Raw genomic sequence first — 12,862 nt, 5'->3', positions numbered from 1 at the left:
GTCAGCTTTCCGCGCCCTTCACCACTTTGGCCATGTGAGCGATCATGAAGTCCATGAACAGGCGCGCCTTAGGGTCCTGATGACGGCGATGGGTATAGAGACAGGCCATCTGAACCGGCACCGGCGGCGTCTGCTCGGCGACTTTGACCAAACGCCCAGCCTTTAGGTGATCGGCAACCTCAAAGACGGGTTTCATTGCGATGCCCTGCCCTGACAAGGCCCAATCGGTCAGAACGTCGCCATCATCGCATTCGAAACGGCCCGAGACGGCATAGCGCTTTGGACCATTGGATGTCTCCAGCAGCCATTGGAATTCAGTCGCACCGGGAAAGCGCAGGTTCAGGCATTCGTGACCGTCCGCTATCAGCTCTGCCCCTGTTTGCGGCATCCCCCAGCGGGCCACATAGTCGGGCGCGGCACATAAAACGCGCGGGCAATCTGCGATCTTGCGGATACGCAGCGTGCTGTCTTCGGGCTGGCCGATGAAGAACGCCAGATCCAGCCCCTCGGTCGTCAGGTCCACAGCCCGATCCGTCAAACGCAACCGGACATCAATCTCGGGGTATTCCGACAGAAAATCGGGAACATGCGGCGCAAGCAGCCTGCGCCCAACCCCCAGCGGAGCAGCCACAAACAGCGAGCCGCGCGGCGCTTCGGTCAGATGGACAACCTGCGCCTCAGCCTCGTCCACCGCGTCCAGAACCCCGACCGCCCCCGGATAAAATGCCCGCCCCTGTTCGGTGGGGCTCAGATTGCGCGTCGTGCGCTGAAACAAACGCACACCCAGATGATCCTCCAGCTGCGAAATGCGCGCCGATGTCACAGCGGGTGAGATACGCATATCCCGCCCTGCAGCCGACATGCTGCCCAGATCATAGACCCTGACAAAGGTGCGGATATTGTCGAGATAGGACATCTTATCGTTTTTTTTGATACAGTTTGACAATATACGGGAATACCGAAGAAAAGCGCGCTTGCCTAGTGTGGCCCCAAGCAATCGGAGACCTCATTTATGTACGACTTCGCGGTGTTCTGGGACTGGATGGCCTTTGCCGTGCGCTGGTTGCACGTCATCACCGCCATTGCCTGGATCGGATCATCTTTTTACTTCATCGCGCTGGACCTTGGCCTGAACCGTGACATTCCCGGCCCGGCTGACGGAGAAGAATGGCAGGTGCATGGCGGCGGGTTCTATCACATCCAGAAATACCTGGTTGCCCCGGACCGCATGCCCGAACATCTGACCTGGTTCAAATGGGAAAGCTACGCTACCTGGCTCAGCGGGGCGGCGCTGCTGATGATCATCTATTGGGTCGGTGGCGAGCTGTATCTGATCGATGCACAAAAAGCGGATCTGGCGCTGTGGCAGGGCATTCTGATTTCGGCCGCCTCGCTGTCTGTTGGCTGGTTGGTCTATGATTTCCTGTGCAAATCGAGCCTTGGCGAAAGCCCCACGCTTTTGATGGTGCTGCTGTTCGTCCTTCTTGTGGCGATGGGCTGGGGATACAATCAAATCTTCACGGGCCGTGCGATGATGCTGCACCTGGGGGCCTTCACCGCGACGATCATGACAGCCAATGTGTTCTTTATCATTATGCCCAACCAGCGGATCGTGGTGGATGACCTGAAAAACGGGCGCACGCCGGACCCGAAATACGGCAAGATCGCAAAGCTGCGGTCGACGCACAACAATTATCTGACGCTGCCGGTCGTGTTCTTGATGCTGTCGAACCACTACCCGCTGGCTTTTGCGACCGAATACAACTGGATCATCGCAGCGCTGGTTTTTCTGATGGGTGTCACGATCCGGCACTATTTCAACACCCGCCACGCCCGTGCGGGGAACCCGACCTGGACCTGGCTGGTCACCGCGTTGCTGTTCATCGCCATCGTGTGGCTGTCGACGGCCCCGATGTATAAGCCCTTGGAAGAGGCCGAGGCGCAAGCGCTCACGCCTTACGAACAGAAATTCGCCTCAGCGCCGGGGTTTGAAGAGGCGCATGACATCGTGCTTGGCCGCTGTTCGATGTGCCATGCACGCGAACCGGTCTGGGAGGGTATCCTTTGGGCGCCCAAAGGCGTTCTGCTGGAAACCAAAGCCGACATCGCGCGCAACGCGCAGCAGATATACCTGCAGGCGGGGGTCAGCCACGCGATGCCGCCGGCCAACGTGACCTATATGGAACCTCAGGATCGCGATGCCATCATTCGTTGGTTTCGCAATGCGGGCCTTTAGCCCCCCGCGATTTGATCCAAAATGATGAATGGGTTGCTAATTTTCTTTCCCTGACCCAGTTCGGATGCTCTAACATGAACTTACAGCCGCAAGACGTACAAAGCGGCGCATGTGAATTCAACTAGGGGCAGTTGGAGCCATCTGATGCAGGACAGCAGGCCACGAGCCAATCTGAGAGTCTGGCTTTTAGGCATGCTGACGGCTGTGTCACCAACAACACTCGCCGCGCTGGAAACCACGCTGACCGTGCCGGGCGCCTCCAAAGAACTTGTTGAGCGCCTGGAAGCAGCCTCATCTGTTACAACCGCCGAGTCGCGCGGGCTGGATACGCCGCTGGAGATACTTTCGGCTGCGCTGTCGGATTATCGCACCATCGTGCAGATCATGTATGATGAGGGGTATTTCGCACCCGTCGTCAGCATCAAGCTTGACGGCCAGGAAGCGGCACAGATCAGTTCGCTGACCGTCCCCGCCCAGATCAACCGCGCGGTCATCACCGTTGAACCAGGGCCGCCCTATTCCTTTGGCACTGCGGTCGTTGAACCGCTGGCCCCCGATACCGACTTGCCGACCGATTTCGCCACCGGCAAACGCGCCACCACGGGCGCGATCCAACAAGCGGCCTCTGCCGGGGTACAGGCGTGGAAAGAGGCAGGCCATGCCAAGGCCGATGTCGCGGATCAGGAGATCATTGCCAGACATGCGCAGGCACGGCTGGATGCTCAGATTGATCTGGACCCCGGCCGCCGCCTGACTTTTGGCAAGCTGTTCATTCAGGGCGACACCGATGTGCGCCCCCGTTCGATCGAAAAGATCGCAGGCTTTCCGACCGGAGAGGTTTATTCCCCCGAAGTGGTGCAAAAGGTCGGCACGCGACTGCGGCGCACCGGCACCTTTAGCGTTGTGTCGATAAAGGAACGTGAGACCGCAAACCCCGACGGCACGCTGGATTTTGATGCCACGTTCGAAGACCTGCCCAAGCGTCGCCTGACCTTTGGGATCGAGTTGGCCTCACGCGATGGTCTGGATGTGACGGCCACCTGGACCCACCGCAATGTGTTCCGGCGCGCTGAACGGCTGCGATTCGAAGCCGCCGTGCGCAATATAGGCGGCTCAGAGGATATTGACGGACGGATCGGCTTGCGGCTGGATCAACCCGACCGGCTGGGCCCGGATGACAACACATTCTGGAGCGCGCTTCTGGAACGACGCAACACCGAGAACTACAATGTCAGCGTCGCGTCGCTGACATATGGTGCGCGGCGGACGTTCTCTGACAAGCTCTATGCCGAGGTTGCGGCGGGCTTTCAGCTGTCGGATGCTGATGACGCTTATGGCGATGGCCGCAAGTTCCGGTATTTCATCATCCCGTTTCGCTCGGAATGGGACGAGCGCGACAGCAAAGTCAGTGCAACGCGCGGGTTTTATCTGGACAGTCAGGTTATGCCCTTTGTTGGCGTCTCGGGCACCGATACAGGCCTAAGGCTGTTCTTTGATGGCCGCGCCTATACGGATTTGCGCAGCTCTGGCAGGCTGGTTCTGGCTGGTCGCGTTCAGATCGGCTCGGTGATCGGACCGCCGGCGGATGGGGTCACACCGGATTTTCTGTTTTTCTCGGGCGGGGCCGGAACCGTTCGGGGGCAACCCTTTGAAAGCCTCGGTATTCCCATAGGCACCGGTGTGGCGGGGGGAAAATCCTTTCTTGGCCTGTCCGCTGAGGTGCGTGGCAAGGTAACCGAAAAGATATCGCTGGTTGGTTTTTACGATTACGGTATGGTTGATACTTCGTCTTTTGTCACCGGCGACTCTGAATTTCATGCCGGGGCCGGGCTGGGCGTCCGGTATGATCTGGGCGGGTTTGGGCCGCTGAGATTTGATCTGGCCTATCCGGTTCAGGGCGACACGGGCAATGGATTGCAGTTTTATCTTGGGATCGGGCAGGCCTTTTGATCTGGCGTCTTTCATATCCTCTGGCCTTCGCCGCGCTGACGGTCGGCGCGCCCACAGCTTTGCACGCGCAGGAAGATGGCGGCGGCAGTATGCTGGAAAACTTCCTGCAGGATAAACTGTCGGGCGAAGACCGAAACATCAAAGTGACCGGTTTGCAGGGCGCGCTGAGTTCACGCGCCACGATCGAGGAAATAACCGTTGCAGATGACGAAGGCGTTTGGCTGACCATCAAAAACGCAGAGCTGGATTGGAACCGGCTGGCGTTGATCCGGGGGCGGTTTTCGGTCAACACTCTGACCGCGGCCGAAATCGACATCGCCCGGAAACCCGGCACCACAACCAAAGAAGAAGAGCCGACATCAGTCGAAACGCAGCCCTTTCAACTACCTGAGCTGCCCGTCTCGATCGAGATTGGCGAGATGCGGATTGATGAACTGACACTGGGCGAACCCGTGATCGGTGTTGCCGCCGATCTGATGGTGGATGGAAACCTGACCCTGGCGGACGGCGCTTTGGACACAAGCCTAGCGATTGGCCGTCTGGACAGAGCCGGAGATTCGATCAACCTGACCGCTGCCTTTCAGAACAGCAGCCGCGAGATCAATCTGGATTTGACTGTGGCCGAGGCTTCAGGAGGTCTGATCTCAACCGCGCTTGGCGTCCCTGACAGCCCCCCCATCGGGCTGACCGCAAAGGGATCGGGGCCTGTAACGGGTTTTACCGCTGATATCGGGCTCAGCAGCGATGGGACCGAAAAGGTGACCGGACAGGTGCGGCTGCGCTCAGCGCAGGACACCGGCTCGGATGGTATCGCCTTCACCGCAACCCTTGGCGGTGATCTGACACCGTTTCTGACCGAAAAGATGGACACGTTCTTTGGCGACGACACGCAGCTTTTTGTGGATGGGCAAACCCATTCGGACGGCGCGCTGGACATCACAGATATGGAGATCACAGCGCAGGCGCTCAGGCTGGAAAGCCAGCTAAGCATTGCCTCGAACGGGCAACTACAACTTGTGGCCCTGCAGGGGCGCATCACACCGCCCGAGGGGGATACGGTGATCTTGCCGGTCAGTGGGGGCGATACCTCGATTGGCGCCGCCCAGATCTCGGCCCTGTTTGACGCCAAGAACGGCAATCATTGGGATTTGAGCGTCACGGCAGACGATGTGAATGCGCGTCAGATCAAACTGGATCATGCCCGGATCACCGGTCAGGGCACGTTGGACCAGACCGGTGGCCTGCGCATGGATGGCGATCTTCAGGCCGCCCTCGATGGCATCGATATGTCCAACCCCGCGCTGAACGCCGCCATCGGCGAACGCGCCACGCTGGACGGGCAATTCGACTATGGCAGCGACAAGACGCTGAAGCTGTCTGGTTTCGAACTGATCGGCAGCGATTTTGAGCTTGGCGCAGATGCGGTGATCAGCGGGCTCGAGACCGGCTTGCAGGTGGATGGCTCTGCTTCATTGCAAGCCAAAGACCTGTCCAGATTCTCGCAATTGGCCAAACTTGATCTGGGTGGGGCCGCCTCTGTCCGGGTCGAGGGGCAAGGCTCGCCGCTTGAGGGCAGTTTTGATGGCCTGCTGACGGTCAGTGGCCGCAACCTGTCAACCGGCCGCGATGATATCGATCCCGTGATTGCCGGGGAAACTGACATTGTGCTGGATGCCAAACGCGGCTCGGACGGGATTACGATCCGCGATTTCACCGTCACCAGCGAAACCCTGAACGCGCAGGCCAGCGGCGCGGTCAGCACGCCGGATGGCAATCTGAAGATTGACGGCCAGGCCCGCGTGAATGCCAGCGATCTGTCGATCTTTTCCGGCTTGGCCAAGCGTGATCTGTCCGGCGCGGTGCAGGCACAGTTGGATGGTGTTGGCACTGTTCAAACGCTCGAATTCGATGGCACGGCCAGTGTCACCGGCACCAATATCCAGACTGGCATGGCAGAGATTGATCCACTGCTGCGCGGGCGCACGGTTCTTAAATTCGATGGCTCCAAAGCCGGTGATCAGATTGTCATCCGCAGCGCGACCGTCAATGGAGCTGCCCTGATCGCCCAGATCGCCGCAACGATCGATGACCCGACCGGGGCGCTTGCCGTCTACGGCAAGGTGCAGGCGGCGGTGCCCGACCTGTCCCTGTTTTCCGGTCTGGCCGGTCGTCAGCTTGCCGGGTCGCTGGACGCAAATGTCACGGGCAACGGCAACCAAAGCAGCAAAACCTTTGACGTTCAGGGCAACGTGAACGCGGATGATATCCAAACCGGTATAGACACGCTCGATAAGCTGATAGAGGGCCGCACCACGTTGACGGTTGACGCCAGCAACGATGATCAGGGGCTGAATATTCAAACGTTCCGCCTGACTGGCACTGCCTTGTCGGCCAACGCATCTGGTCAGTTGGACCGCGACGCCGGGGGTCTGAGCTTCACCGCCGCTCTGGATGACCTGAGCCGCCTCTCTGCAACGCTTTCCGGCCCGCTGAAGCTGGACGGGAATGTCGCGCCAACCAGCTCTGGCCTCGAAGGGACGGCGCGGTTGCAGGGGCCAGACAGTTCCTATGCCAGCCTCATCGGCACGGTGAACAGCGATGGATCGGCCGATGTGGATTTCGACGCCAAGCTCAATCGTATCGAACGTTTCGCACCCGACTTTCCCGGCAGCGTGGCCGCGACCGGAACGGCCAAACGCGCCCACGGTGTCTGGACAATCGACGCCAGCGCACAAGGCCCGGCCGGCATTGACGCCAAGGTCGCCGGCACCTTTGACGAAACCACGACCCAGGCTGATCTGAGCGCGCAAGGCGGTGTGAATATCGGCATCGCCAACATCTTTATCACGCCGAACAAAATTGACGGCACAGCCCAATTCAATCTGGCGCTCAAGGGCAAACCGGCGCTCAGCGCACTCAGCGGGACGATCACCACATCCGGCACCTCGATGGCCATCCCAAGCGTCGGTCAGACCATTACGGGAATCGGCGGAAAAATCGATCTTGCCCAGAGCCGCGCCGCCATTTCCCTGCAAGGCGGGCTGCGTACGGGGGGCAATTTCACCGTCAGCGGGCCGGTCGACCTGACCCCGCCCTTCAACGCCCAGATCACGACCGCGCTGAACAATCTGGTGCTGACGGATCAACGGCTTTACGAAACGACACTGAACGGTCAGATCGCCATGACAGGGGCCCTTGCGGGCAACAGTTCGATCTCCGGGCAGGTCAATTTCGGCGAAACCAATATCAATCTCGCCGCAGCAATTGGCGCGGTGGGCGCGGCCCCGATCCCGCCGATCAAGCATCTCAATGAAAGCAATGCCAGCTATGTTACGCGCGAACGCGCGCGGCTGGTCGAAACCGAAGGCGGCCAGAAAAGCGACTCGCGTATCGCGCTGAATGTCGGCCTGTCCGCCCCCAAGGCGGTGTTCGTACGCGGGCGGGGCGTGAACGCTGAACTGGGCGGACAAATCCAGATCGGCGGCACCACGGCCGCGGTTGTCCCCTCGGGCCAGATCGAACTGATCCGCGGCACTATCGACATTCTGGGGCGCAGGCTGGCGCTAACCAAGGGTCTGGTGACGCTGCAGGGGGACCTGAAACCCTATATTGAATTTGAATCGTCGACCAGCACATCAGACGGCACCGCAACAATCGAGATCGCCGGCCCCCTTGATGCGCCCGAAGTTGATGTGTTCTCAGATCCCGAGCGGCCCGCCGAAGAGGCTCTGGCCATGTTGTTGTTCGGCAATCGGTTCACTGAACTGTCCCCCTTCGTGATCGCGCAAATGGCGGCTTCGCTCGCACAGCTGAGCGGCGCCGGGGGCGATACCACCAAAGGGCTGCGCAACGCCACCGGGGCCGACACGATCGACATCGGCGCCACAGAAGGCGGCGCGGGGCGCCTGGGTGCCGGCGCGTATCTGAGCGACAATCTCTATACCGATTTCACCGTCAATACTGAGGGCGATACCGAGGTGAACCTCAACCTCGATGTCACTGACAATTTCACAGTGCGCGGAACCGTGGATGGGCGTGGCGAGACTGGACTTGGTATCTTTTTCGAGCGGGACTACTGACGGCCATACCTCAGAAAAAAAGGGCAGCCCTATATGCGCTGCCCTTGCGGAGATGGTTGGAAGTTATTCCGCCGCGACGGCGTCTTCGATCTTTTCGACACGAACCGCCGAGAACTTGAACTCGGGGATTTTTCCATAGGGATCGATGGCCGAGTTGGTCAGGATGTTCGCCGCCGCTTCGACATAAGCAAAGGGGACAAACACCATATCCTCGGCAATCGCACGATCGGCCCGAACCATGATCTCGATCGAGCCACGGCGTGTGGTCAGGCGGATCATCTCGCCCGGCTGAACGCTCATCAGTTTGAGCGTACGCGGGTTCATTGAACAGTTGGCCTCAGGCTCGACCGCATCCAGAACCTTGGCACGACGGGTCATAGAACCGGTGTGCCAATGCTCCAACTGACGGCCCGTGGTGGCGATCATCGGGTATTCTTCGTCCGGCGCCTCGTCGGGCGGAACGACGCTGGCCGGGGTGAACCGGGCTTTGCCCTCGGTGCGGGGGAAACCGTCACCAAACACAATGGACTGGCCGGGGTCAGTCTCGGAAAGCGATGGATAGGTGATGGTCTCGTTTTCCAGACGTTCCCAGGTGATGTTGTTCAATGAACCCATGGTCAGCTTCATCTCGGCAAAGACCTGAGACACATCCGTATAATCCCAGTTCAGCCCGATCCGCTGCGCCAGATCGACAGTGATCTGCCAATCCTCGCGCGCCTCACCCGGAGGAGTCACAGCCGGACGCACCCGTTGAACCTGACGGTTGGTGTTCGACACAGTGCCGTTCTTTTCATAAAGCGCCGAGGCGGGCAGGATAATATCGGCGTAGTTCGCCGTTTCCGTCAGGAAGATGTCCTGCACGATCATCAGATCCAGCTTGGCCAGCGCCTCACGCGCGTGGTTAACATCCGGGTCGGACATGGCCGGGTTTTCACCCAGGATATACATGCCCTTGATATTGCGCGCATAAATTTGATCAATGATCTCGGTGACGGTCAGGCCCTTCTCGTTCGAGAAATCCTCGGACCCCCAGACATCCGTGAATTGTGCGCGGATAGCGTCATCCGTGACAGTCTTATAGTCCGGCAGGAACATCGGGATCAGACCCGCATCTGACGCACCCTGCACGTTGTTCTGGCCGCGCAGCGGGTGCAGACCCGCGCCCGGCTTGCCGACATTGCCGGTCATCAGGGCCAGCGAGATCAGGCAGCGCGAGTTGTCAGTGCCATGGATATGTTGGCTGACGCCCATGCCCCAAAAGATCAGACCGGCTTTGGCCTGTGCAAAGGTGCGGGCCACGCGGCGCAGCTGATCCGGTTCGATGCCGCAGATCGGCGACATCGCCTCGGGCGTGAACTGGCGCAGGTGCTCTTTCTCGGCTTCCCAATTCTCGGTCCAGCGATGAATGTACTGGCTGTCATACAGCTCTTCCTCGACGATCACATTCATGATCGCGTTGAGCATCGAGACATCGGCGCCTGGACGGAATTGCAGCATCTCATGGGCGAACTTGCGCATGCCAACGCCGCGCGGATCCATCACGATCAGCTTGCCACCGCGTTTGGTGAACTGCTTGAAATAAGTCGCCGCGACGGGATGGTTTTCAATCGGGTTGGCCCCGATGATGATCGCTACATCCGCGTCCTTGATGTCGTTGAACGCAGCCGTCACCGCGCCCGAGCCTACGTTCTCGATCAAAGCGGCCACAGACGACGCATGGCAAAGACGGGTGCAGTGGTCGACATTGTTGTGGCGGAAGCCCTGACGGATGAACTTCTGGAACAGATAGGCTTCTTCGTTGGTGCATTTGGCCGAACCGAAACCAGCAACGCTGCGCGGGTCTTCGTCGCGCAAGGCTTTCAGTCTGGTGCCGGCCAGATCCATTGCCTCTTCCCATGTCGCTTCGCGGAAATGGGTCGACAGGTCTGACGGGTCGACATTCAAGCCTTTCTCAGGCGCATCCTCACGCCGGATCAGCGGCTTGGTCAGGCGGTGCGGATGGTGAATGTAGTCGAACCCAAAGCGGCCTTTGACACACAGGCGGCCTTCGTTAGCAGGGCCATTGATGCCCTCGACATATTTGACCTTACCATCCTTGACCTTCAGCGAGACCTTGCAGCCCACACCGCAGAACGGGCAGACGCTCTCGGTTTCGCTGTCGTAGTCTTTGCTGTCGCCCTGTTGCTGGTCATCCAGAACGGTGGCAGGCATCAGAGCACCGGTGGGACAAGCCTGAACGCATTCACCACAGGCCACGCAGGTCGACGCACCCATCGGGTCGTTCTGATCGAACACCACCTGCGCAGTATGCCCGCGACCGGCCATGCCGATCACGTCATTGACCTGCACGTCGCGGCAGGCCCGAACGCAGAGATTGCAGTTGATGCAGGCATCCAGATTGACGCGCATCGCAACGTGGCTGTCATCCAGCAAAGGGATCTTCTCGGCCTCTTTCGCTGGGAAACGGCTGTCGCTGACATCGTTCAGCTTGGCCATGTCCCAGAAGTGGCTGGACACATCATGCGGCTGCTCGGGCTGGTCGGCCACCAGCAGCTCCATGACCATGGCGCGCGATTTCTCGGCACGGTCGGTGTCGGTCTTGACCACCATCCCCTCGGCCGCCGGGCGGATGCACGAGGCGACCAGCGTGCGCTCGCCTTCCACCTCGACCATACAGGCGCGGCAGTTGCCATCCGGTTTGTAGCCCGGCGCCGGTTTGTGGCACAGGTGCGGGATCACCAGTCCACGGCCATTGGCCGCTTCCCAGATCGTGGTGCCCTCGGGCACGGTGACGTCATCGCCATTCAGGTTGAAGGTGACGGTCTTGGTTGGGCTTGCATCAAGCATGGCTCTGTCTCCCTCAGATTTCGTCAGCGAAATGTTTCATGACCAGCCGGATCGGGTTCGGAGCCGCCTGCCCCAAACCGCAGATCGAGGCATCGCCCATGACCTGACACAGGTCTTCCAGCAGATCGGTGTCCCATTTCTCGGCCTGCATCAGCTTGACCGCCTTTTCACAGCCCGCCCGACAGGGGGTGCACTGACCGCAGCTTTCATCCTCGAAGAACCGCAGCATGTTCAGCGCGGCATCGCGGGCGGTGTCCTGATCGGACAGAACCACCACCGCCGCCGAGCCGATGAAGGTGCCATGCGGTTGCAACGTGTCGAAATCCAGCGGGATATCGTCCATCGATGCTGGCAGCAAACCCGAAGAAGGACCACCGGGCTGATAGGCTTTGAAGGTCTGGCCTTCAGACATGCCTCCAGCAGCCTCGATTACATCCAGAATGGTCGACCCCGCAGGCAGCAGATAGACACCCGGCTGCGCCACCCGGCCCGAAACCGAATAGCTTCGCAGGCCCGTGCGGCCATTTTTTTCAGTGCTGTTGAGGCATTCCGGTCCTTCACGGCACACTTTAGTAACCCAATAGAGCGTCTCAACATTGTGCACGAGTGTCGGACGGTTAAAGACCCCAACCTGCGCCACAAACGGAGGACGATGGCGTGGCAGGCCCTTTTTACCCTCGATCGATTCAATCATCGCCGATTCTTCGCCGCAGATATAAGCACCCGCGCCACGGCGCAGGTCGATATAACCAGTCTCGACAATCCCGGCCTGTTCCAGCGCCGCGATCTCGCGGCGCAGGATCTCCAGCACAGCAGGGTATTCGTCGCGCATGTAGATAAAGCAGGTCTCAGCCTCGACCGCCCAAGCGGCGATCAGCATGCCTTCAAGAAAGACATGCGGCGTACGCTCCAGATAATAGCGGTCTTTGAACGTGCCGGGCTCGCCTTCGTCCCCGTTCACGGCCAAATAGCGTGGACCCTCGTTCATGCGAACAAAGCCCCATTTCTTACCCGACGGGAAACCGGCACCCCCCAGACCGCGCAGGCCCGATGACAGCACGTCCTCCTGCACCGTCTCCCAATCGCCGCCGGCGCGCAGTTCTTTCAGTTTGGTGTAACCACCGTTCGCCTCGTAGGCGGCAAACGTTTCGTAGTCGGGCAGATGCGCATGGGTGTCGCCCGCCGCAATTGCGGCCTGCACCTTTTCGGGAGTCGCATGATCGATGTGATTGTGACCGATCTCAAGCACCGGCGCTGTATCGCAACGCCCCATACAGGGCGCGCGGACAACTCGCACCTCGGACGCGTCCAACCCATCCTCCAGCGCTTTTTGCAGCTGCTGAGCACCGGCCATTTCGCAAGAAAGGGAATCACAGACACGGATCGTCAGTGCGGGCGGAGGCGTTTCATCCTCTTTCACCACATCGAAATGGGCATAGAAGGTCGCTGTTTCGTAAATCTCGGCCTGACCGATCCGCATCTCTACAGACAGAGCAGCAATGTGGTCGGCGCTGATATGACCATGTGCATCTTGGATCAAATGCAGAAACTCGATCAACAGGTCACGGCGCCTTGGACGATCGCCCAGCAGGCGGTGAATCTCGGCCTGCGCCTCATCCGTAAACTGACGGCCTTTGGGCGTGTGCCGCCCCTTGCCTTTACCTGACTTCCAGACGCCTTTTGGCGCGCCTGATGGCTTGGTATCTAGTGGTGCCATAATGCCCTCCGATAGAGGCCCCGTGTCTCATCA

Annotated in this window: 6 protein-coding genes; 3 read left to right on the top strand and 3 right to left on the bottom strand. The window is 59.7% G+C overall.

The window, feature by feature from the left end:
- Position 1 precedes the first annotated feature (1 nt).
- Entirely contained in the window at positions 2–916 is a 915-nt protein-coding gene (locus tag ACR0I7_RS10850; RefSeq protein WP_480510860.1) for a LysR family transcriptional regulator, read from the bottom strand.
- Positions 917–1,012: 96 nt separating this feature from the next.
- Here ACR0I7_RS10850 and ACR0I7_RS10845 point away from each other — a divergent pair, with 96 nt between their 5' ends.
- The 3 genes from ACR0I7_RS10845 (at position 1,013) to ACR0I7_RS10835 (ending at position 8,265) form a co-directional block, all read left to right on the top strand.
- Positions 1,013–2,236 (top strand): urate hydroxylase PuuD, encoded by a 1,224-nt coding sequence (locus tag ACR0I7_RS10845; protein WP_480510858.1) that lies wholly within the window; start codon positions 1,013–1,015, stop codon positions 2,234–2,236.
- Between the two features lie 144 nt (positions 2,237–2,380).
- Positions 2,381–4,186 (top strand): autotransporter assembly complex protein TamA, encoded by a 1,806-nt coding sequence (locus ACR0I7_RS10840; RefSeq protein WP_480510856.1) that lies wholly within the window; start codon positions 2,381–2,383, stop codon positions 4,184–4,186.
- Positions 4,183–8,265 (top strand): translocation/assembly module TamB domain-containing protein, encoded by a 4,083-nt coding sequence (locus ACR0I7_RS10835; protein ID WP_480510854.1) that lies wholly within the window; start codon positions 4,183–4,185, stop codon positions 8,263–8,265. Before ACR0I7_RS10840 ends, ACR0I7_RS10835 begins: the two co-directional genes overlap by 4 nt.
- A gap of 63 nt (positions 8,266–8,328) precedes the next feature.
- Here the strand turns inward: ACR0I7_RS10835 and fdhF are convergent, their stop codons facing one another.
- Complete coding sequence (gene fdhF, locus ACR0I7_RS10830; protein ID WP_480510853.1) at positions 8,329–11,112, bottom strand: formate dehydrogenase subunit alpha; 2,784 nt, start codon at positions 11,110–11,112, stop codon at positions 8,329–8,331.
- A 13-nt stretch (positions 11,113–11,125) separates the two neighbouring features.
- On the bottom strand, positions 11,126–12,829 hold the full coding sequence (locus tag ACR0I7_RS10825; protein WP_480510851.1) for an NAD(P)H-dependent oxidoreductase subunit E: 1,704 nt from the start codon (positions 12,827–12,829) through the stop codon (positions 11,126–11,128).
- Between the last annotated feature and the right edge of the window lie 33 nt (positions 12,830–12,862).

The organism is Ruegeria sp. AM1 (assembly GCF_056540745.1).
This window is presented reverse-complemented; position numbering and strand designations above follow the sequence as displayed.

Bases quoted from the DNA above. Each gene is read 5' to 3' on its own strand.
- ACR0I7_RS10850 (WP_480510860.1), bottom strand. From the start codon at position 916: ATGTCCTATCTCGACAATATCCGCACCTTTGTCAGGGTCTATGATCTG.
- ACR0I7_RS10845 (WP_480510858.1), top strand. From the start codon at position 1,013: ATGTACGACTTCGCGGTGTTCTGGGACTGGATGGCCTTTGCCGTGCGC.
- ACR0I7_RS10840 (WP_480510856.1), top strand. From the start codon at position 2,381: ATGCAGGACAGCAGGCCACGAGCCAATCTGAGAGTCTGGCTTTTAGGC.
- fdhF (WP_480510853.1), bottom strand. From the start codon at position 11,112: ATGCTTGATGCAAGCCCAACCAAGACCGTCACCTTCAACCTGAATGGC.
- ACR0I7_RS10825 (WP_480510851.1), bottom strand. From the start codon at position 12,829: ATGGCACCACTAGATACCAAGCCATCAGGCGCGCCAAAAGGCGTCTGG.